18 protein-coding genes and 1 riboswitch are annotated in these 22,165 nt (G+C 71.6%); all 18 genes read left to right on the top strand.

Annotated elements, in window-relative coordinates:
- Positions 1 to 395 precede the first annotated feature (395 nt).
- The gene (mihF, locus tag AB0J76_RS25930; protein WP_020541698.1) at positions 396 to 719 is read left to right on the top strand and encodes an integration host factor, actinobacterial type; all 324 of its coding nucleotides are present in this window, start codon (positions 396 to 398) and stop codon (positions 717 to 719) included.
- Positions 720 to 840: 121 nt separating this feature from the next.
- Positions 841 to 1,428: a guanylate kinase gene (gene gmk, locus AB0J76_RS25925; RefSeq protein WP_352322610.1), complete on the top strand. Its 588-nt coding sequence runs from the start codon at positions 841 to 843 to the stop codon at positions 1,426 to 1,428.
- 5 nt (positions 1,429 to 1,433) lie between these two features.
- A complete protein-coding gene (gene rpoZ / locus AB0J76_RS25920; protein WP_043638590.1) occupies positions 1,434 to 1,703 on the top strand; it encodes a DNA-directed RNA polymerase subunit omega in 270 nt (89 codons plus the stop codon).
- Between the two features lie 8 nt (positions 1,704 to 1,711).
- Entirely contained in the window at positions 1,712 to 2,905 is a 1,194-nt protein-coding gene (gene coaBC / locus AB0J76_RS25915; protein ID WP_352322593.1) for a bifunctional phosphopantothenoylcysteine decarboxylase/phosphopantothenate--cysteine ligase CoaBC, read from the top strand.
- 127 nt (positions 2,906 to 3,032) lie between these two features.
- Positions 3,033 to 3,356, top strand: a complete 324-nt coding sequence (locus AB0J76_RS25910) for a hypothetical protein (protein ID WP_352322592.1) — start codon at positions 3,033 to 3,035, stop codon at positions 3,354 to 3,356.
- Positions 3,357 to 3,519: 163 nt separating this feature from the next.
- Complete coding sequence (gene metK, locus AB0J76_RS25905; RefSeq protein WP_352322591.1) at positions 3,520 to 4,707, top strand: methionine adenosyltransferase; 1,188 nt, start codon at positions 3,520 to 3,522, stop codon at positions 4,705 to 4,707.
- A 390-nt stretch (positions 4,708 to 5,097) separates the two neighbouring features.
- Entirely contained in the window at positions 5,098 to 7,638 is a 2,541-nt protein-coding gene (locus AB0J76_RS25900) for a primosomal protein N' (RefSeq protein WP_352322590.1), read from the top strand.
- A gap of 49 nt (positions 7,639 to 7,687) precedes the next feature.
- Positions 7,688 to 9,157, top strand: a complete 1,470-nt coding sequence (locus AB0J76_RS25895) for a hypothetical protein (RefSeq protein ID WP_352322589.1) — start codon at positions 7,688 to 7,690, stop codon at positions 9,155 to 9,157.
- A 37-nt stretch (positions 9,158 to 9,194) separates the two neighbouring features.
- A complete protein-coding gene (locus AB0J76_RS25890) occupies positions 9,195 to 10,541 on the top strand; it encodes a hypothetical protein (protein ID WP_352322588.1) in 1,347 nt (448 codons plus the stop codon).
- 38 nt (positions 10,542 to 10,579) lie between these two features.
- A complete protein-coding gene (gene def, locus AB0J76_RS25885) occupies positions 10,580 to 11,128 on the top strand; it encodes a peptide deformylase (RefSeq protein WP_352322587.1) in 549 nt (182 codons plus the stop codon).
- Between the two features lie 2 nt (positions 11,129 to 11,130).
- The gene (gene fmt, locus AB0J76_RS25880) at positions 11,131 to 12,060 is read left to right on the top strand and encodes a methionyl-tRNA formyltransferase (RefSeq protein WP_352322586.1); all 930 of its coding nucleotides are present in this window, start codon (positions 11,131 to 11,133) and stop codon (positions 12,058 to 12,060) included.
- Entirely contained in the window at positions 12,047 to 13,573 is a 1,527-nt protein-coding gene (locus AB0J76_RS25875) for a transcription antitermination factor NusB (protein ID WP_352322585.1), read from the top strand. The genes fmt and AB0J76_RS25875 overlap by 14 nt, the downstream gene beginning before the upstream one ends.
- 214 nt (positions 13,574 to 13,787) lie before the next feature.
- A complete protein-coding gene (gene rpe, locus AB0J76_RS25870; protein WP_352322584.1) occupies positions 13,788 to 14,441 on the top strand; it encodes a ribulose-phosphate 3-epimerase in 654 nt (217 codons plus the stop codon).
- A 939-nt stretch (positions 14,442 to 15,380) separates the two neighbouring features.
- Positions 15,381 to 16,358 carry an ABC transporter permease gene (locus AB0J76_RS25865; protein ID WP_352322583.1) on the top strand — a complete coding sequence of 326 codons (978 nt, stop codon included), beginning with the start codon at positions 15,381 to 15,383 and terminating at the stop codon, positions 16,356 to 16,358.
- Entirely contained in the window at positions 16,359 to 17,198 is an 840-nt protein-coding gene (locus AB0J76_RS25860; RefSeq protein WP_352322582.1) for an ABC transporter permease, read from the top strand.
- Positions 17,195 to 19,264 (top strand): ABC transporter ATP-binding protein, encoded by a 2,070-nt coding sequence (locus AB0J76_RS25855; protein WP_352322581.1) that lies wholly within the window; start codon positions 17,195 to 17,197, stop codon positions 19,262 to 19,264. Before AB0J76_RS25860 ends, AB0J76_RS25855 begins: the two co-directional genes overlap by 4 nt.
- On the top strand, positions 19,261 to 20,970 hold the full coding sequence (locus AB0J76_RS25850) for an ABC transporter family substrate-binding protein (protein ID WP_352322580.1): 1,710 nt from the start codon (positions 19,261 to 19,263) through the stop codon (positions 20,968 to 20,970). The genes AB0J76_RS25855 and AB0J76_RS25850 overlap by 4 nt, the downstream gene beginning before the upstream one ends.
- An 88-nt stretch (positions 20,971 to 21,058) precedes the next feature.
- Positions 21,059 to 21,871 carry an oxygenase MpaB family protein gene (locus tag AB0J76_RS25845; protein WP_352327118.1) on the top strand — a complete coding sequence of 271 codons (813 nt, stop codon included), beginning with the start codon at positions 21,059 to 21,061 and terminating at the stop codon, positions 21,869 to 21,871.
- A 77-nt stretch (positions 21,872 to 21,948) separates the two neighbouring features.
- Positions 21,949 to 22,079: riboswitch (FMN riboswitch) on the top strand.
- Positions 22,080 to 22,165: the final 86 nt, after the last annotated feature.

Below are 22,165 nucleotides of genomic sequence, written 5' to 3'. Positions count from 1 at the left end.
GCGCGGAGGGGGTCTTCTCCGTGCGGGCGCGGGGCATGGCGGCAGGTGTCGCCGGACCGTTCGCGCAGCCCCCGCTTCACAAGATCGTAATGCATCCGCGCGGCGTTCGCGCACCCTTCCCGATTCTGGTTTCGGTCCTGGTCCGGCCCTGGTTTCGGACATCGTCCGGTGCCGCGCGGGCGATCTTCGCCCAGTTCCGGGACGCCCTCCGGAGCGGACGCGCGAAGCGGGAAGTGAGGGCGATTTGATCAGCAGTGTGTAATTTTACGCTCACGGACAGTGATGAAGTGGATTTTGTGAGGAGAGAAACCGCTCTTGACGTTGCTTAGGGGGCGATGACCAGCTAGTTTCCCTTCCCGTCCGAGTACATCGACAGAAATTCGAGGTGACCCGGCGTGGCTCTTCCTCCCCTGACCCCTGAGCAGCGCGCCGCAGCCCTTGAGAAGGCTGCCAAGGCCCGTAAAGAGCGTGCCGAGGTCAAGAACCGGCTCAAGCATGGCGCGGTTTCTCTGGCTGAGGTGCTCAAGGATGGGCAGACCGACGACGTCATCGGCAAGATGAAGGTGTCGGCCCTGTTGGAATCGCTCCCCGGCGTGGGCAAGGTCCGCGCCAAGCAGCTCATGGAGCGGCTTGCCATCGCCGAGTCCCGCCGCGTGCGGGGTCTCGGCGCGAACCAGAGGGCTTCCCTCGAGCGCGAGTTCGGTGGCAACGAGAGCTAATCTCTGTTCCACAAGAAAGCGCAGGTTCAACGGGGGGTAGGAAGTGACCGACAGGTCCTGGTCCGGCGAAGCAAGGGCCCACGAGGCAGTCGGATCGGGAGCGAAGGTCGGCTTCCTCCCCCTGAGCAGGAGGCGTCTGACGGTCCTGTCAGGGCCGTCGGGCGTCGGCAAGTCCACGGTCGTCGCCGAGCTCCGGCGGGCACACCCCGAGGTGTGGCTGTCGGTCTCGGTGACCACCAGGAGGCCCCGTCCCGGCGAGGTCAACGGGGTCCACTACTTCTTCGTCGACGGCGCGGAGTTCGACCGGCTCGTCGAGGCCGGCGAGCTGCTGGAGTGGGCCGAGTTCGCGGGCAACCGCTACGGCACCCCGCGTGAGCCGGTGCTGGACAAGCTCGCCCAGGGCGTGCCGACCGTCCTGGAGATCGACCTGGAAGGCGCCAGGCAGGTGCGCACCACCATGCCCGACGCCCTGCTGGTCTTCCTGGCCCCCCCGACGTGGGAGGAGCTGGAGAAGCGGCTGCGCGGCCGCGGCACCGAGCCGGAGGACGTCATCGAGCGCCGGCTCCAGGCCGGGCGGGTCGAGATGGCGGCCGAGTCGGAGTTCGACCTCACGCTGGTGAACACGAGTGTCCAAGAAGTGTGCCACCGGCTGATAGCCTTGATGACTGACCCTCAGGGGGTCACCACCACCATCAACCGAGAGGTCTGACAATCGTGGCAGGCACCACCCCGGCCGCGGAGGGCATCACCAACCCGCCGATCGACGCGCTGCTCGACATCGTCGACAGCAAGTACTCCCTGGTGATCATGGGTGCCAAGCGCGCCCGCCAGATCAACGCCTACTACTCCCAGCTCGGCGAGGGCCTGCTGGAATACGTCGGGCCGCTGGTCGAGACGCATGCTCAGGAGAAGCCGCTGTCCATCGCGCTGCGCGAGGTCTCCGAAGGCCTGCTCAACGCCGAGCCCATCGAAGGCGCGGTCTGACCCCTTCGATGAAGGTCGTCCTCGGCGTCAGCGGCGGCATCGCCGCGTACAAGGCATGTGAGCTGCTGCGGCTGTTCACCGAGTCAGGTCACGAGGTGCGGGTCGTCCCGACCCGCGAGGTCCTGCGTTTCGTGGGCGAGCCCACGTGGGCCGCCCTGTCGGGCAACCCCGTGTCCGCCGACGTCTGGGACGACGTTCACGAGGTGCCCCACGTCCGCATCGGCCAGCGCGCCGATCTCGTCGTGGTGGCGCCGGCGACCGCCAACACCCTGGCCAAGGCGGCCCACGGGCTCGCCGACGACCTGCTGACCAACACGCTGCTGACGGCGCGCTGCCCGGTCGTGTTCGCCCCGGCCATGCACACCGAGATGTGGCAACATCCGGCCACTCGCGCCAACGTCGCGACCCTGCGCGAACGCGGGGCCGTCGTCATCGACCCGGCCGTGGGGCGCCTCACCGGCGCCGACACCGGCCCCGGCCGCCTGCCCGACCCCGCCGAGATCTTCCAGGTCTGCCTGCGCGTGCTGCGCGGCAGGCCGCGCGACCTGGCCGGGCGCAAGGTGGTGATCTCCGCCGGGGGCACCCGCGAGGCGATCGACCCGGTCCGCTACATCGGCAACCGTTCGTCCGGCCTGCAGGGGTACGCCCTGGCCCGCACGGCGGTCGCGCGCGGCGCCGAGGTGACCCTCGTGGCGGCCAACGTCGCCCTCCCCGATCCCGCGGGGGCCGCGGTGGTGCGGGTGGGGTCCACGGCCGAGCTACGTGAAGCGGTGCTGGCCGCCACCGAGAAGGCTGACGCCGTCGTCATGGCCGCCGCGGTGGCCGACTTCCGCCCGGCGTCCCGGCACGACACCAAGATCAAGAAGACCGACGGCGAGCCCGACCCCATCCACCTGACGAAGAACCCCGACATCCTGGCCGAGCTGGGCCGGCTGCGGCGCGAGGGCGCCGCCGCTCCCCGGGTGATCGTCGGGTTCGCGGCCGAGACCGACGACGTGCTCGCCAACGGGCAGGCCAAGCTGGCCAGGAAGGGCTGCGACCTGCTGGTCGTCAACCAGGTGGGGGAGGGGCTGGCGTTCGGCACGCCCGACAACGCCGCCACCGTCCTCGTCGCCGGCGGCGCGCCGGTCGAGGTGCCGCGCGGCCCCAAGGACGACGTCGCCGACGCCGTCTGGGACCTGGTCGCCCCCCGTCTGTCCTGACGCGCGTTCTTCGCGCAAGAACGATTACCTGATCGCCAGTTGCGGCACCCCGGACACCTACCGATACTTGGGGGCAAAGGGGGACGGAATGCCGGTGGGTTCCGCTGTCAGGGATCGTTGCAGGAGATTGCTGGAAGACCAGGGAGGTATCCGTTACGTCTTCCCCGCGTTGTCCGTGGGGCCGACGGGAACGGGCCACTTCCTCATCGTCGTCACCGATTCGTCCGTCTCGGTGCTCACCACCAGGACCCTCAGGAGCGACCGGCCGGTGGCGGTGTTCGCCACGTACCCGCGGCACACCAGGCTCGGCCCGATCCTGCCCGGCCCGTTCATCGAGCTCGGCAACACCGTGTTCGAGTTCGACGAGGAGTACGCGGCGGTGGTGTCCGCCGCCGACGCCGAGGTCTTCGCGCCGGAGACGCTGCCGCCGGATCCCCTTCCCGACCTGTGACCGGACACATGCCGGACCTGTGCGCCGACACGTGACCGGACACGGACACGGGACGGTTTCGCGACCGGACGCCGGGTGGGGCTAGACTTCGGCGAGGCCCTGGCGTGTTCTTCCGTCCCGGGCCCCACATCCGTCAGCAGCCGCTGCATGAGGAGCCACTGAGTTGTCACGTCGCCTGTTCACCTCCGAGTCGGTCACCGAAGGCCACCCGGACAAGATCGCCGACCAGATCAGTGACGCGATTCTCGACGCCATGCTCAAGGACGACCCCAAGAGCCGGGTCGCCGTCGAGACGCTGATCACTACCGGCCAGGTCCATGTCGCAGGCGAGGTCACGACCGAGACCTACGTCGACATCCCCGGCGTCATCCGGGAGAAGATCCTGGAGATCGGCTACGACGCTTCCCACAAGGGCTTCGACGGCGCCTCCTGCGGCGTGTCGGTGTCCATCGGCGCGCAGTCGCCCGACATCGCCCAGGGTGTCGACGACGCCTACGAGCACCGCGTGGGCGGCGACGCCGACGAGCTCGACCGTCAGGGCGCCGGCGACCAGGGCCTGATGTTCGGCTACGCCTGCCGCGAGACGCCGGAGCTGATGCCGCTGCCGATCACGCTCGCGCACCGGCTCGCCCAGCGCCTGTCCGAGGTCCGCAAGACCGGCAAGGTTCCCTACCTGCGCCCCGACGGCAAGACCCAGGTCACCATCGAGTACGACGGCGACAAGCCCGTCCGCCTCGACACCGTGGTCGTCTCCACCCAGCACGCGGCCGAGATCGACCTCAAGGAGATGCTCGCCCCCGACATCAAGGAGCACGTGGTCGACCCCGTGCTCGACGGCCTGGAGATCGAGACCGAGGGCTACCGGCTGCTGGTCAACCCGACCGGCCGCTTCGAGATCGGCGGCCCGATGGGCGACGCCGGCCTGACCGGCCGCAAGATCATCATCGACACCTACGGCGGCATGGCCCGCCACGGCGGCGGCGCGTTCTCGGGCAAGGACCCGTCCAAGGTCGACCGTTCGGCGGCCTACGCGATGCGCTGGGTGGCCAAGAACGTCGTCGCGGCCGGGCTGGCCGACCGGTGCGAGGTGCAGGTCGCGTACGCGATCGGCAAGGCGCAGCCGGTGGGCCTGTTCGTGGAGTGCTTCGGCACCGAGAAGCTGCCGGTGGAGCAGATCCAGGCCGCCGTGCTGCGCGTCTTCGACCTGCGTCCGGCCGCGATCATCCGCGACCTCGACCTGCTGCGCCCGATCTACTCCGAGACCGCCGCGTACGGGCACTTCGGCCGTGAGGGCTTCTCCTGGGAGTCCACCGACCGCGCCGAGGCGCTTCGGACGGCTGCCGGTCTCTGACCTACCCGGTCTCTGGTTTCTGCGCAGGTGCCGCATCCGGCCCTTTTGAGGGTGGGGTGCGGCACTTGTCGTCGGCCGGGGTGGTTCGGTGCGGGCGTTCGCTTGGTCTCTTGAGGGCGTCGGGCTCGCCGGTGACTGCTGATCTCTTGGGGCTGCCGGCCCGCTGGTGACTGCTGGACTGATGCTCTGCCGCGCCTGCGGCCCAGTGACGATCTCGGTTTGGTTGCTCGGGCGTCGGCGGTGGGCGTGGTTCTGCGTGCTTGTCGTGTCCTGTGTGCTTCTCTTGCGCTGTTCGGGCTGGTGGGGGAGCGGGTGGTCGGCGGGGGCGGTGCGGGGGGTGCGCCGGTGGTGTGGGGATGGCGGGGCGCGGGGTCTGGTAGACGTTAGTGCGTGACCCACTCCGACGACGCCCTCCTGCCGCTCGACGCCGTGCGGCCTCCTGCGTCGTCCAAGGACACCAAGGGGGCGGTGGTCGCGGCGCCCGAGCGGCCCGTGGCGCGGGTGGTCGTGGACAGCCCGCTGCCGCACCTCGACCGGCCCTTCGACTACCTGGTGCCCGCCGCCATGCACGAGGCGGCCCGGCCGGGGGTGCGGGTGCGGGTGCGGTTCGCGGGCAAGCTGATCGACGCGTTCCTGCTGGAGCGGGTCGACGAGAGCGACCATGAGGGCAGGCTGACGCCGCTCGAACGGGTGGTCTCGCCCGAGCAGGTGCTCACGCCGGAGATCGCCGGCCTGGCCCGCGCGGTGGCCGACCGTTACGCGGGCACCCTCACCGACGTTCTGCGCCTGGCCGTTCCGCCGCGCCACGCCAAGGCCGAGGCCGAGGTCCCGCCCCCCGCCACTTCGGCCCCCGCCAACCCAACCCCCGCCGCCCTGGCCCCGGTCGGCCCCGCCGAGCTGTCCGCCGCCGACTCGGGCCCGGTGCCCGCGCCCTCCGGCGAGGCGGTGCAGGGTGCTTCCCGTACCGTGACCCAGGCTGCCGGGAGCGCGTCTCTCGTCGCGGCACAGGCGGCCGGTAGCGGGGTTCCCGGCATCGTCCGAACCGCTGGGAGCGGAGCTGTCGCGGTCGAGCAGATCGCTTCGGGGGCGCCCGTCGCCTCCGGTGCGCCTGCGGAGGCCGGGCGAGCGCGAGGCGCGGAGGGCACGTCCTTCTCGGGACGGGGACTGGAACCGGCGGCCGGCACCCGGCGCGTGAACGGGACGGACGCCCCCGAGCGGCCGGCAGACGGTCGCAAGAGCGCCTGGGACGCCTACCCGACCGGCCCCTCCTTCCTGGACGCGCTGCGCCACGGCCGCGCCCCCCGGGCCGTGTGGTCGGCGCTGCCCGGCGCCACGGGATGGGCCGCGGCCATGGCGGAGGCGGTGCTCGCCACCCTCGACGGCGGCCGGGGAGCGGTCCTCGTGGTGCCCGACGGCAAGGACGTCGCGCTCGCGGACGCCGAGTTCGAGCGGCTGCTCGGCCCCGGCAGGCATGTGGCGCTCACGGCCGACCTCGGGCCCGCCGAGCGGTACAGGCGATGGCTGAAGGTCCTCAGAGGCCAGGTGCGCGCCGTCGTGGGCACCCGGGCCGCCATGTTCGCCCCCGTCGCCGAGCTCGGCCTGGTGGCCATCTGGGACGACGGCGACGACCTGCACGCCGAACGCCTGGCCCCCTACCCCCACGCCAGGGAGGTCCTCGGCCTGCGCGCCCACCGGACGGGCGCGGCCATGCTGATCGGCGGCTACGCGCGTACGGCCGAGGCCACCCAGCTCATCGCCGCGCGCTGGGCCAGGCCGATCGTGGCCGCCCGCACGACGATCAGGAGCCTGGCCCCGCGGGTGCGTCCCGCCGGCGAGGACGCCGAGCTGGCCAAGGACCAGGCGGCCCGGCAGGCGAGGCTGCCCAGCCTGGCCTGGCGGGCGCTGCGCCAGGGGCTGGAGAGCGGGCCGGTGCTGGTGCAGGTGCCCAGGCGCGGTTACCTGCCGGCGCTGGCCTGCCGCCACTGCCGCGCCCCGGCGCGCTGCGTCCTGCCGCCGACCAGGATCGCCCCGCACCTGGCCGCGCCGGTCGCCGGCGGCCGGCAGACCGCGGCTCTCGGCGAGGCCGAGCCGGACGCCGCAGTTCTGACCACCGCCACGGACGCGACGGGCGGGACGCCGGAAGGTCTCGGGAGCGGCGAGTCGCTGTGTCACGGGCCGCTCGCGCTCAGGGCCGGGCACGCCGCCCCCTACTGCCGCTGGTGCGGCCGGGTCGACGCGGACTGGCGGTGCCCGTCCTGCGGCAGCCCCCGGCTGCGGGCGGTCGTGACCGGCGCCCGCCGCACCGCCGAAGAGCTGGGGCGGGCCTTCCCGTCGGTGCCGGTGCGCACCTCGGGCCGCGACGGGGTGCTGGCCAGTGTGCCCGCCGCGCGCGCCCTGGTGGTCGCCACGCCCGGCGCCGAGCCGGTGGCCGAGGGCGGCTACGCGGCGGCCGTGCTGCTCGACGGGTGGGCGCTGCTCGGCCGGGCCGACCTGCGGGCGGGGGAGGAGACGCTGCGCCGGTGGATGAACGCCGCCGCGCTGCTGCGGCCGTCCGCCGAGCTGGTGGTGCTCGGGGACGCCGGGCTGCCGTCCGTGCAGGCGCTGCTGCGGTGGGATCCGATCACGCACGCCGAGCGCGAACTGGGTGACCGGGCCGAGCTGGGGTTCCCGCCCGCCGTGCGGATGGCGACGCTGACGGGTTCGGCGAGCGCGGTCCGGCAGATGCTCGACGAGGTGCGCCTCCCGCCGGACGCCGAGGTGCTCGGTCCCGTGCCGGTGGACGAGTCGGGGCTGGAACGGGCCATGATCCGGGTACGGCGCGGCGGCGGGGCGGCGTTGTCGGCCGCGCTCAAGGGGGCCAGTGGGGTGCGTGCGGCGCGTAAGACACCAGATGTCGTGAGGGTGAGTGTCGACCCACTCGACCTGATTTAGACCGTTTCCCCGATTCGCTCATCTGTTGGTCAGCCGTTAGCGTGCCCCTGTGTCGATCGAATGGGTGAACCAGGCCATCGACGACCTGCGCGCATGGGGGCGCGCGCGGGAAGTCGAGGTGGACGCGGACGAGGTCCGCCTGCTCTGCGACTACGCCAGCGACTATCTCAACGTCAACGAACTGCGCGACTTCACGCCGGAGACCTTCGACGAGCTGCTGCTGTCCATCTACCCGCGCAAGGTGATCGCGCCGCCCGAGAGCGCGCCCGAGACCGTGGCGGCCGCCCGCACGCTGGTGGACTACCTCGGCGAGGCCGGTCACGCCAGCCCGGCCACCGTGGCCGGCATGCGCGCGCGGCTCGACGACATCGGCCCCCGCATGCCCGAGGCGCTGGCCGACCCGGCCAACTTCGGCATGGCCAAGAGCCTGTTCAGCTCGATCGGGCCGGAATCGCTCGAACAGGCGGTGCCGATCCCGTCTGGGGAGCTGCCCGACCTGGGCGAGGCGCCGTGCGACTGTCCGGGCTGCACGCCGCTGCCCGCCGTCCGGCTGGCCTCGGAGGCGGAGCTGGTCGAGGCGCTGCGGACCGTTCCGAAGCTGGCCGGCGGCCCCCCGCCGGGCGACGGCGAGCCGCTGCGCGCCTGGGCCGACACCGTGGCCCGCCTGCTGGAGGACGACACCGGCGGCGAGATCACCGGCCACGCCGAGCTCGACGACGGCCTCTACGACCTGTTCGACATGCTCTACCGCCTCCAGGCGCCGGTGCCGCTCCAGGTCGTCGCCGACTACCTGGAGGAGGTCTCCGGCGAGGGCGGCATCGACGTGGCCGGGGCGCTCGACCGGCTGGCCGGATGGGGCATGGTCCGACTCGACGGCGAGGCGGCCCAGCTGACGCCCCTGGCGGTCTGGGGGCTGCGCGAACACTACCTCTCGCTCGGCCTCGACGCCCCGATCGCCCCCGACCTGGGCGAGGCCGACGCGCGCGGTCTCATCGAGGGGCTGCTCGAAGGGCTGCCCGCCGAGCTGGCCGAGCAGGACATCTCCCGCTGGTTGTCCGGCCGCGCGCCGGGCGAGGCCGCGGCCGAGCTGCTGAGCGCCGCCTCCGGCGCGCCCGCCGTGGCCCGCGGCATCGCGATCACCATCGTCGACCGGCTGGGCGCCGAGGCCGAGCCGCAGGTGCGCGACCACCTCGACGACCAGGAGTTGCGCCCGCACGTCATACACTGGCTGGCCGCACGTGGTCTCGGCGCGCCGCCGCTCACCCAGGACGAACTGCTCTGGGTCAGCGTCGACATGCTCGCCCTGGCGATGCCCGCCGCGCGGGAGGATCCGGAGATCTTCGCCGAGAACATGGCGGCGTCCGGTCCGCCGGCCCATCTGATCGAGGAGATGTGGCGGGTCGACCACCCCGACGTCGTCGAGGTTCTGGAGCTGCTCGGACGCTCCATCCCCGACGACACGGTGGCCAAGGCGGCGCGCAAGGCGGCGTTCAAGGCGCGCTCCCGGGCCATCCGTTGAGTACGCCCTTGTGACTGCTGTGCAGTAAGTTTCCTGGGTGGCAAACAATGTCTTCGACCTCGCCGAGCTGCGCAAGCTGATCGATGAGCAGGCCGCCGTGCCTCCACGGCCACCTGAGGAGACCTCCGTGGAGCACGAGGCGCTGACCTTCCCGCCCGTCCTGCTGGCGAGCGACGCCGAGCTGGCCCGCGCGGTGCCCGCGGTGCCGCTCGTCGCCGACGCCATCCGGCTGACCGCCTGGACGGGCAGCCGCGAGGTGGGCGCCGACGGCATGCTCAGCGAGTCCGACGCCAGGGCCGCCGCCGAAGAGCTGGGGCTTCAGGAGTCCCGGCTGCGGCTGATCTGGATCGTCGCGGTCAACACCGGCCTGCTGCGCATCCTGGGCGGCCGGGCCTCGCGCGGCCCGCTGTCGATGCAGCTCACGGTCGAGGCCACGCTGGAGTTCTGGGACGGCGTGGTGATGGACGTCCTCGACCGCGCCGACGAGGGCCTGACCGGCTCCTCCGTGGTCGACGACCACCTGGCCGAGATGCTGGCCACCATCTACTCGGTGCGCTCCGGCGTCGCCGTGGGCAACCTGGCCAGGGGCATCCTGCAGTCGCACGAGGTCGCCTGCGCGCCTGGTCCGGTCGAGATGCGCAGGCTGGCCGCCGCGCTGCCGGCCGAGCTGCTGGAGGCGCTCTCGCTGCTGACGTACTGCGGGCTGGTGGAGCAGACCGAGGCCGGGCGCACGGCGCTCACCCCGCTCGGGGTCTGGGCCGTCCGGCGCGACCTGCTGCGCGAGGGCCACGACGCGCCCACCGCCGCCGAGGTGCAGGTCTTCGCCGACCTGTCGGCCGCCGAGCTGGTCGAGGCGCTGGTGAAGGGCACCGCCACGCAGAGCGCCGTGGCGGGCTGGCTGGAGCGGCGGCCCCCCGAGGCGGCCGCCCGCGAGCTGATCGAGATCGCCGCCTCCGGCACCGCCGGGCAGCGCGGCGCGGTCGGCGCGATCCTGGAGGAGCTGGGCCCCGAGGCCGAGCAGCCCGTCCGGCAGGCGCTCGACCACCCGCTCATGCGCCGCTACGCCGCCTCCTGGCTGCACATCCGCGACCTGGAGGCCCCGCCGCTCAGCCCCGAGGACCACACCTGGATCGCGGTGGACAACCTCGCCGCGCTCATGCACCTGTCCGGCCCGGCCGCGGGCCGCCTCGACATGCCCGAGCCGGGCGAAGACCTGATCAAGCTCGTCGGCGAGATGCCCGCGGTCGGCCACCCCGACACGCTGGCCGTGCTCGACATGCTCGCCGGCTCCCACGACGACCGGGCGGTGGCCAAGGCGGCGCGCAAGGCCGCGATGAAGGCCCGCTCCCTGCGCCACGACCGGCCGCCGGCCCATCGCCGGTAAACTGGGCTGATCCACGTTCGAGAACAGGAGTGAGCCCCTTGGCGATCCAGTCGATCCGGCTGTTCGGAGATCCGGTGCTGCGCACCGCGGCGGCCCCGGTCGTCGACTTCGACAAGGAGCTCCGCAAGCTGGTCAAGGACCTCACCGACACGATGATGGACGCCCCGGGCGCGGGCCTGGCGGCTCCGCAGATCGGCGTCGGCCTGCGGGTGTTCACCTACTACGTCGACGACCAGCTCGGCCACCTCGTCAACCCCGACCTCGACCTGTCCGCCGACCTCGACGAGGACGGCGAGGAGGGCTGCCTGTCCTTCCCCGGCCTGTCCTACCCGACGCCGCGCGCCGTCCGCGCCGTGGCCAAGGGCTTCGACATGCACGGCGAGCCGGTCACGCTGGAGGGCACCGACCTGATGGCCCGCTGCTTCCAGCACGAGACCGACCACCTCGACGGCATCCTGTTCATCGACCGCATGGACCCCAAGCAGCGCAAGCTGGCCATGAAGGCGATCCGCGAGGCCGAGTGGAGCGGCCTGTCCGCCCCCGTGATCAAGATGTCGCCGCACGCCACCGGCGGAAGGGCGCTCTGACGATGCGGCTGGTCTTCGCGGGCACACCCCAGACGGCGCTGCCGTCGCTGCGCATGCTGATCGACTCGCCCCGGCACGAGGTCGTGGCCGTCATCACCCGTCCCGACGCCCAGTCAGGGCGGGGGCGCAAGGTCCACCCCTCGCCGGTGGCCGAGCTCGCGGAGGAGGCCGGCATCGAGGTGCTGCGCCCGGCCAAGGTCGGCGACCCCGCCTTCCTCGACACGCTGCGCGCGCTGGAGCCCGACTGCTGCCCGGTGGTGGCCTACGGCGCGCTGTTGCCGCAGTCGGCCCTCGACGTGCCCCGCCACGGCTGGATCAACCTGCACTTCTCGGTCCTGCCCGCCTGGCGCGGCGCGGCGCCCGTCCAGCACGCGGTGCTGCACGGCGACGAGATCACCGGCGCGACGACGTTCCAGATCGTCAAGGAGCTCGACGCGGGCCCGGTCTACGGGGTCGTCACCGAGGAGATCCTGACCCACGACACCAGCGGCTCCCTGCTCGAACGCCTGTCGGTCTCCGGCGCCGGCCTGCTGGCCGCCACGCTCGACGGCGTCGAGGACGGCGCGCTGGAGGCCCGTCCCCAGCCGCTCGACGGCGTGACGATGGCACCCAAGATCAACGTCGCCGACGCGCGGGTCGACTGGTCCAAGCCCGCCATGCGGGTCGACCGCCTGATCCGCGCCTGCACCCCCGGCCCGGGGGCGTGGAGCGAGTTCAGGGGCCAGCGGGTGAAGCTCGGGCCGGCCAAGGTCGCCGTCCAGGCCGACCGGCTCGCGCCCGGCCGGATCCTGGCCACGAAGAGCCACGTGCTCGTCGGCACCGCCACCGACCCGGTCGAGCTGGGCGAGGTGCAGCCGCAGGGCAAGCGGGCGATGGGCGCGGTCGAGTGGGCGCGCGGCGTCCGGCTTGCGGGTGACGATGCCTTCGCGTGAGCCCCGCCGGTCGGCGGGCGGCCCCACGGGCACCAAGCCCCGTCCGCGCCGCCCTGCCCGCGACCACGCCCGCAACGCCGCCTTCGACCTCCTGCGGGCCGTCGACGAGCGCGACGCCTACGCCAACCTGCTCCTGCCGCGGCTGCTGCGCGAGCGCGACATCCGGGGGCGCGACGCGGCGCTGGCCACCGAGCTGGCCTACGGCACGCTGCGCGGCCTCGGCACCTACGACGCGATCATCGAGATGTGCAGCGACCGCGCGCCCGACCCGGCCGTGCGCGACGCCCTGCGGCTGGGGGCCCACCAGCTCCTGCGCATGCGCGTCCCGCCGCACGCCGCCGTCGGCACCACCGTCGATCTCGTACGGCTGCGCGTCGGCCAGGGGGCGGCCAAGTTCGTCAACGCGGTGCTGCGCAAGATCGGCTCGCGCGAGCTGGAGGACTGGATCCCCATCGTCGCGCCCGACTCCGACCACGACCCGGTCGGCCATCTGGCCGTCGCCTACGGGCATCCCCGGTGGATCGTCTCGGCCTTCCGCGACGCGCTGGGCGGCGGCGGGGAGCTGGCCGACCTGCTCGACGCCGACAACGTCCGGCCGCTGGTGACGCTGGTCGCCCGGCCGGGGCGCAGTTCGGTGGCCGAGCTGGCCGAGTCCGGCGCCGCGCCCGGCCGCTACTCGCCGTACGCGGCCTACCTGCGCGAGGGCGACCCCGGGCAGATCGAAGCCGTGGCCGAGACCCGCGCGGCCGTCCAGGACGAAGCCAGCCAGCTCGTGGCGCTGGCCCTGACCCGCGTGCCGCTCGACGGCGAGGACGAGCTCTGGCTCGACATGTGCGCCGGGCCGGGCGGCAAGGCGGGCCTGCTCGACGCCGTCGCCACGTATGGCGACCTGGCGGGGCTCGACGGCGAGCGCCGTCCGGGCGACGGTGAGCGCCGTCCGGGCGACGGCGGTGCGGCGGCCGACGGCGCCGCGGTGAGCGTCGGCGGTGCGGCGGGCGGCGGTCCCGTGGCGTTCCCCGGTGGGGCGCGCGTGCTGGCCGCCGACGTGCAGTACCACCGGGCGCGGCTGGTCTGGCAGACCACCAGGACCGCCTCGGTCGTCACCGCCGACGGCACCGAACCCGCCTGGCGGCCCGGGGTGTTCGACCGGGTCATGCTCGACGCCCCCTGCACGGGGCTGGGCGCGCTGCGGCGGCGTCCGGAGGCCCGGTGGCGGCGCGACCCGGCCAGCATCGCCGAACTGGGCGCGTTGCAGCGGCGGCTGCTCGGCACGGCCCTCGACGCCGTGCGCCCGGGTGGGGTGGTGGCGTACGTGACCTGCTCGCCGCACCTGGCCGAGACGCGCGTCGTGGTCGGCGACGTCCTGGGGCGCAGGGGCGACGTGGAGCAGCTCGACGCGCGCGACTACCTGCCGGAGGTCGACGGGCTCGGCGACGGGCCGCACGCGCAGTTCTGGCCCCACCGCCACGGCACGGACGCCATGTTCCTGGCCCTCCTCCGCAAACGCCCCTGACCCCGCCCGCCCTCGCCCACGTGCCGGGCACACCCGCCCCTCGCCCGCGTGCCGGGCGCCTGCGTCCCGGGCGCACCCGGCCCTCATACGCGTGCGGGGCGTCCGTGTGCCGGGCGCCCGCCCGCTCTCGCCCGTGTGCCCGCGTGGTGGCGGGGTTGGGGTGGTGGGAGGGGGTGTCGAGGCGGGAGCGGGCGGTTCAATAGACTGGCGCATCATGGCCGTACAGATCTCGCCCAGCATCCTCGCCGCCGACTTCGCGCGGCTGGCCGACGAGGCCGCCGCCGTGCCGAACGCCGACTGGCTGCACGTGGATGTCATGGACTACCACTTCGTGCCCAATCTCACCCTTGGGCTGCCCGTGGTGGAGTCCCTGCGCAAAGCCACCCAGACACCCCTCGACTGCCACCTCATGATCGCCGACCCCGACCGCTGGGCCCCCCAGTACGCCGAGGCCGGGGCGGGCAGTGTGACCATCCACGCGGAGGCGTCCAAGGCGCCGGTGCGGACGTTGCGCGAGATCCGGTCGCTCGGCGCCAGGGCGGGGCTCGCGCTCAACCCGGCCACGGCGGTGGAGCCGTTCGAGGGGCTGTTCGGTGAGATCGACATGCTGCTGCTGATGACGGTCGAGCCCGGGTTCGGGGGGCAGAAGTTCCTGGACATGGTGCTGCCGAAGGTGCGGGCGGCGCGGGCTCTGATCGAGCGGCACGGCGGGTCGATCTGGCTGCAGGTCGACGGCGGTGTGACGGCCGAGACGATCGAGCGCTGCGCGGAGGCGGGCGCCGACGTGTTCGTGGCCGGCAGCGCCGTCTACGGGGCCGCCGACCCGGTGGCTGCCATCGACGCCCTCCGCGCCGCCGCCACCCGCTGACCCTTCCCCGTTCACCGCTGCCCTTGCCCGCCGCCACGGGCGTGCCCCGCGCGCTCCCGTGGCCCCTCCACCCCTCCGTGAGGCGTGCTCCGCGCAGGTCCGTGGCTCCTTCGCCTCTCCAGGAGGCGTACGCCGCCCCTGGGCCGGAACCCTCGCCAGGTGTCCCAGGCAATCCCACGGGCTTTCCGCAAGGAGCGCACCACACTCCTGCCGTCGCGCCTCGGGCCGCTGGGGTGCGGCCAACTCGGAGGCGTAGGCCCACTGGGAGGCGCGGGCTCACCGAAGGTGCGGGCCCAGAGGAGTCGCATGCCCCAGGGGCGTGCAAACCCGCTCGGGGTGCGGGCCCAGCCGCTGGCGGTGCGCGGGGGGCGCTGAGGGGGGCTGCAGGGAGTGTGAGGACCGCTGGGGCGCGGGGGCGGGGGCAGGGCCGGTCTTGAGCCGAGGGTCCGGCGGGGCTGGGGTGGTGAGCGGAGCGTGAGCGTGGGGGGAGCGTCCCGGGGACGTCTTCGGGGCGGGCGGCAGCGTGCCCGCGGACCGGCCCGTCCCGGCCACCCGCCTGAGATCAAAAGCCGCGACGTCGCAAAATACGAATCCTCAGTCTATTGATCAGTATGACCTGCGTCACTTAGAGATTGGGTTATTTTTTGTCAGGATTCTGTGACATACGCTGATCCGATAGCGCCGGTTACCGATCTTGGTAACGCACGTTTCCCCAGCTCAACCCCCCTGTAGAGCCATGATCGACGGCAGGCCGCCACCATGCTTAGTGACCTTACCGTTATGTCGAACTATTGCTGACTGTGATGTTTGGCTAGATATCCTGCGTTTTGATCGCCGTTCCGCGTCATGACTTTTCGCGGCGTAAGACGGTCTTTTTCCATTGCGGGGGTCTTCTCCTACCGGGGTTTCCGGGCCCTCGTTCAGTGCGAACGGAGGGTAATGGGCAAGTACCTGCTCCGCAGGTTGGCGATCAATCTGATCTTGGTCGCGATCGCGGCCAGCTTGGCTTACATGCTCGCCGCGACGACCATGAACCCTCGCGGCGCGTATGAAGGCCGCCAGCCTCCTGTCGCCGAGGAAGTCATCGACGCCACCCTCGACAGCTACAACCTCAACGACAAGACGCCCGTCCTGGAGCGCTACGCGACCTGGGCCAAGGGCGTCGTCACGGGTGACTTCGGCAAGACCTGGAACGGCGGTTCGGTCAACGACGAGATGGGCCGGCGGATCTTCGTCAGCCTCCGGCTGCTGCTGGTGGGCACGATCCTGGGGTTCGTCCTCGGAGTGGCGCTCGGCGCCCTGTCGGCGGTCAAGCAGTATCGGATATCCGACCGGGCGATCGGGGTCGGCTCGTTCGTGATCATGGCGGTGCCGGTGTTCGTGCTGGCCACGCTGCTCGCGATCGCCGCCTACAACCTCAACCGCGGGCTCGGCTTCTCGCTGATCGAGTTCACCGGCGAGTACAACCCCAAGCTGTCCGGCTGGGAGCAGTTCACCAACCGGCTGAACCACCTGATCCTGCCGACCATCTCGCTCAGCCTGGGCTCGATCGCCTTCTACAGCCGCATCCAGCGCAACATGATGCTGGACGTGCTCGGCCAGGACTTCGTCCGCACCGCGATGGCCAAGGGCCTGCGGCGCAGGACGGCCCTGGTCAAGCACGCGCTGCGCACCGCGCTGATCCCCGCGGCCACGTACTTCGCCTTCGCCTTCGGCACGATGCTCACCGGCGCCACCTTCACCGAGAAGATCTTCGCCTGGAACGGCATGGGCGCCTGGCTGGTCGACTCGATCAACCAGAACGACGTGAACTCGGTGGCCGCGGTCAGCATGTTCGCCTCCGTCTGCGTCCTGTTCGCCGGCTTCCTGTCGGACCTGCTGGTGGCGGCCCTCGACCCTCGAGTGCGGGTGAGCTAAGTGCGTTCCAAGGTTGTTCTCGGGCGGATGCTGCGCAACCGGCAGGCCCGCTACGGCTTCATCGCCCTCGTGCTGCTGGTGGCGCTGGCCTACCTCGGCCCCTACTTCGGGGCCTACGACTGGAAGGACAAGGACTTCCTCGCCTTCCTGTCGGCTCCCTCGTCCGACCACTGGTGGGGCACCACCTCGATCGGCCAGGACATGTACGCCGTCACCCTGCGCGGCATGCAGAAGTCGATCATCATCGGCCTGCTCGTGGCGCTCATCTCGACCGGCCTGGCCGCGATGGTCGGCGCCTTCGCCGGGTACTTCGGCGGCTGGGTGGACCGCGTCCTCATGTGGGGCGTGGACCTGCTCCTCGTCCTGCCCAGCTTCCTGATCATCGCGATCGCCTCGCCGCGCCTGCGCGGCGCCTCCTGGCTCTGGTTCGTGGTCCTGCTGGCGGCGTTCGCCTGGATGATCACCTCCAGGGTGGTGCGCAGCATGACGCTCTCGCTCCGTGAGCGCGAGTACGTGCAGGCGGCCGTCTACATGGGCATCCCCCGCTGGAAGATCATTTTCCGGCACATCGTGCCGAACCTGTCCTCCTTGCTGATCATCGACGCCACCCTCAACGTGAGTGGCGCGGTCATCGGCGAGGCCGCGCTGTCCTTCTTCGGCTTCGGCATCCAGCCGCCCGACGTCTCGCTCGGCACGCTGATCGCCGAGGGCTCCCGCAACGCCACCGGCTACCCCTGGCTGTTCGCCTTCCCCGCCGGGCTCCTGGTGCTGCTGGTCCTGAGCATCAACCTCATCGGAGACGGCCTGCGCGACGCACTCGACCCGGGGAGCAACTCATGAGCATCCTGGAGGTTCAAGACCTCACCGTGACGTTCCCCGGCGGCATCGAGGCCGTGCGCGGCGTCAGCTACGAGGTCGCCCGCGGCGAGGTCCTGGGCATCGTGGGCGAGTCCGGTTCGGGCAAGTCCGTGACGTCCCTGGCGATCATGGGCCTGCTGCCGCGCAACGCCCAGATCAGCGGCTCGGTCAAGCTCCACGGCCAGGAGCTGATCGGGATGAAGGAAGACGACCTGGTCAAGGTCCGCGGCAAGTCGATGAGCATGATCTTCCAGGATCCGCTGTCGGCCTTCACGCCCGTCTACACGATCGGCGACCAGATCTCCGAGGCGCTGCGCGTCCACCAGAAGCTGGGCAAGGACAAGGCCGCCAAGCGCGCCGTCGAACTGCTCGACCTGGTCGGCATCCCGCACCCGGACGTGCGGGCCAAGGCGTTCCCGCACGAGTTCTCCGGCGGCATGCGCCAGCGCGCGATGATCGCGATGGCCATCGCCAACGACCCCGACCTGCTGATCTGCGACGAGCCCACCACCGCGCTCGACGTGACCATCCAGGCCCAGGTGCTGGAGGTGCTCAAGACCGCCCAGCGCGAGACGGGCGCCGGCATCGTCATGATCACGCACGACCTGGGCGTCGTCGCGGGCATGGCCGACCGGGTGCTGGTCATGTACGCCGGCAAGCCGGTCGAGCAGGGCAACGTCGACGACATCTACTACCGGCCGCGGATGCCGTACACGATGGGACTGCTCGCCTCGATCCCCAGGATCGACGGCGAGGAGGGGCCGCTGGTGCCGATCGAGGGCAACCCGCCCTCCCCGGCGGCGCTGCCGCCGGGCTGCCCGTTCGCGCCGCGCTGCCCGATGAAGATCGACTCGTGCGACGACGAGGAGCCCCCGCTCACCGACGTCGGCGGCGGCAGGCACGTCGCCTGCATCCGCTCCCGCGAGATCGAGTACAAGGGCCTGACCGGCACGGACGTGTTCCCGGTCCCGGTCATCCCGGTCAGCGAGGTGGTCCGCGTGCCGCGCGAGCAGCGCGCGACCGTGCTGGAGCTGGACAACCTCATCCGGCACTACCCGCTGATGAAGGGCGCGGTGTTCAAGCGCCGCGTCGGCACCGTGCACGCCGTGGACGGCATCAGCTTCGACATCGCCGAGGGCGAGACGCTGGCCCTGGTCGGCGAGTCGGGCTGCGGCAAGACCACGACCCTGCAGCAGATCATGCAGCTCGCCCCGCCGCAGAGCGGCCGGATCGTCGTGCTCGGCCAGGACAGCGCCAAGCTCGGCCCGTCCGGGCGCAAGGCGCTCAGGGGCGACCTGCAGATCGTCTTCCAGGACCCGATGGCGGCGCTCGACCCGCGCATGCCGGTCGGCGACATCATCGCCGAGCCGCTGCGCGCCCACGGGCGCAAGAACGTCAAGCAGCGGGTCGCCGAGCTGCTCGAACTGGTGGGGCTGGCGCCCGAGTACGCCGAGCGCTACCCGCAGAGCTTCTCCGGCGGCCAGCGCCAGCGCATCGGCATCGCCCGCGCCCTGGCCCTGGAGCCCAAGCTGCTCGTCCTGGACGAGCCGGTCTCGGCACTGGACGTGTCCATCCAGGCCGGCGTGATCAACCTGCTGGACGAGCTGAAGAACACCCTGGGGCTGTCGTACCTGTTCGTGGCGCACGACCTGGCCGTGGTCCGGCATCTGGCCGACCGCGTCGCGGTCATGTACCTCGGCAGGATCGCCGAGATCGGCACGGTCGAGGAGGTCTACGACCGCCCCGCGCACCCCTACACGCAGGCGCTGCTGTCAGCGATCCCGCTGCCCGACCCCGAGATGGAGCGCACGCGCAAGCGGATCCTGCTCGAAGGCGACCTGCCCAGCCCGGCCGACCCGCCATCGGGTTGCCGGTTCCGCACGCGCTGCCCCAAGTTCGCCCTCCTCACCGAGGCCGAACGCCGGCGCTGCGTGGACGAAGAGCCCTCGGTTGCCCGGCTCGCGACCGCCGTGGACCACGGCGCCGCCTGCCACTACGCGGAGGAAGTCGAGGTCATCACGGCCTCGGACGATCAGGAGGAAAAGTGAAGGTTCGTTACCGGGCGGCGGCGGGAATCGCCGTCCTCGCCATGGCCGCGGCGGCTTGTGGCGGTGGTGGCGGCGAGGCCAAGAAGCCGAGCGCCGAGCAGTCGCAGCAGGCTCAGAAGCAGATGTCGGAGCTGCCGGGCATCTCGATCAACCCCGTCCCGTACGAGCAGGTCAAGGACGGCGGCACGCTCACCCTGGCGGTCGGCCAGTGGCCGAGCCAGTGGAACGGCAACCACGTCGACGGCAACCAGCTGGACACGGCGGACATGCTGGACTCCCTGATGCCGATGTTGATGGTCGCCGACTCCCAGGCCAACTTCAAGGCGAACCCCGACTACCTCACCGACGTCAAGATGGACCTGTCGTCGGGCAAGCAGGTCGTCACCTACACGCTGAACGAGAAGGCCCAGTGGTCGGACGGCACGCCGATCACCTGGAAGGACCTCGAGGCGGCGTGGAAGGCCAACAACGGCAAGAACAAGAAGTTCAAGCCGGCCTCCACCGACGGCTGGGACCGCATCGAGTCGATCACCAAGGGTGACTCCGACAAGGTCGCCATCGTGACCTACGGCAAGAACTACCCCGAGTGGCAGGGCCAGTTCTCCCGTTCGCCGCACCTCTACCCGGCCTCCCACATGGAGACCCCGGAGAAGTACGAGAAGGACTACCTGCAGAAGATCCCGGTCACCGCCGGGCCCTTCAAGGTCGAGAGCATCAACGAGGGCACCAAGACCCTCACCGTGGTGCGCGACGACAAGTGGTGGGGCCGTAAGCCCAAGCTCGACAAGGTCATCTACCGGACCATCGAGACGCCCGCCGCGCAGGTGAACGCCTTCGCCAACGACGAGCTGGACGCGGTGGAGATCCCGCCGGGCAGCCCGGCCGACCTCAAGCGGGCCAAGGAAGTCCCGAACGTGGACATCCGCAAGTCGCTCAGCCCGAACTGGCGGCACATCACCGTCAACAACCAGAGCGAGTTCCTGAAGGACAAGTCGGTCCGCCAGGCCGTCGCGTACGCGATCAACCGTGACGTGATCACGCAGTCCGACCTCAAGGACATGGACTGGCCGCTGCAGACGCTGGGCAACCACGTCTTCATGAACAACCACAAGGCGTACGTCGACAACTCCGGCGAGCTGGGCAAGTACAACCTGCCCAAGGCCAAGGAGCTGCTCGACGCGGCCGGCTGGAAGCAGGAGGGCGACGTCCGCAAGAAGGACGGCAAGGAGTTCTCGCTGAACTTCGTCGTCCCGGCGGGCGTGCCGTACGCCAAGACGGAGGGCGAGCTCACCCAGGCCATGCTCAAGGAGGCCGGGATCAAGCTGACGATCCGCCCGGTCCCCGATGACAAGTTCTTCACCGACTACATCATCAAGGGCGACTTCGACCTGGTGCCGTTCTCCTGGATCGGCACGCCGCTGCCCCTCGGCGGCCTGCCGCAGATCTACAAGACCGGCTCCGAGTCGAACTTCCCCAAGGGCAGCGACCCGGCGCTGGACGCCGCGATCGACGCCGCTGTCGGTGAGATGGACCAGACCAAGGCCTACCAGCTGGCCAACGCCGCCGACAAGCTGATCTGGGACCAGGTGCACACCATCCCGCTGTACCAGCGTCCGGCCATCCAGGCGACCAAGAAGACGCTGGCCAACTTCGGCACCTTCGGGTACCAGGCCCGTGACTACACGGCGATCGGCTTCACCGGCTGATCTCCGTAGCCTCGACGAAAGCCCCCGGCCGGTTCCCGGCCGGGGGTTTTCTGCATGCTTCACCACCTATCGGGGTAACTGTTCACTTATGGACGACGACTATGGGATCTTCGGCCCCGAGTCGGTGACCTGGCGGGTGATGGGGGAGCCGATCCAGCTCGTCGGCGGCTTCCGCGCGCTGCTGATGCAGGGGCTGCACCCCCGGGCGATGCGCGGCGTGCTGCAGAACTCGGCGCTGCTCGACCCGGCCGAGGCGTGGTCGCGCTTCCTGCGGACCAGCGAGTTCGTCCGGGTGCGCACGTACGGCACGCGCGCGGAGGTGGAGCGGGCCGGCCGCCGGGTGCGCAGGATCCACGCCACGCTGACCGCCCGCGACCCCGACACCGGCGAGACCTACCACCTCGACGACCCCGAGGCGCTGCGCTGGGTGCACGTCGGCGAGGTCGACTCCTACCTGACGGTGGCCCGCCGCGCCGGCGTGCGGCTGTCCGACGCCGACGCCGACCGGTTCGTCGCCGAGTGGCGGCGCGCCGCCGAGGTCGTGGGCCTGGACGGGGACGACGTGCCGGGCTCGGTGGCCGAGCTGCGCGCCTACATCGACGGCCGGCGTCCGGGGCTGCGGCTCGTGCCCGAGGCGGCCCACCCGCTGCGGCTGTCGCTGCACACGCCGCTGCCCGGCGCGCTGTCCGCGCTGCGGCCCGCCGTGCCCGCGCTGACCGTGCTGGCCCTGGCCACGCTGCCGCGCTGGGCCCGCCGCCTGTACGGCCTTCCCGCCACGCCCGTCGGCGACCTGTGGGCCTCGGCCACGCTGCGCGCCCTGCACACCGGCATCGGCCTGGTCCCCGAGCAGGTCCGCTACGCGCCCTCGGCCCGGCGGGCGCGCAAGTTGATGGCTGCCTGAGCGAGCGCTTGTTCAAATAGCACGGGGGCGGTCGCGCTTTCCGTAATCGGCATGGCAAACTGGTACAAGAAGAGAGCTAGCGTGCTCCGGGGTCGGTGAAAGTCCGAACCGGCGGTTACAGTCCGCGACCCGGCCGATGCCATCGGCCGGTTGACCCGGTGAAATTCCGGGACCGACGGTTAAAGTCCGGATGGGAGGAAGCGCGCGAGGTGTCCGGCGTCCCAGCCGGGCGCCTGACGTGGTGCCGTGCCGGCACCCGAAAACCCCCCGGGGCCCGCCGTGGCTTGAAGCTAC

The sequence above is a fragment of the Nonomuraea sp. NPDC049624 genome, from assembly GCF_040675255.1.
Lineage (GTDB): Bacteria > Actinomycetota > Actinomycetes > Streptosporangiales > Streptosporangiaceae > Nonomuraea.
Note: the sequence above shows the minus strand (reverse complement) of the source record. Positions and strands in the feature narration are given on the sequence as shown.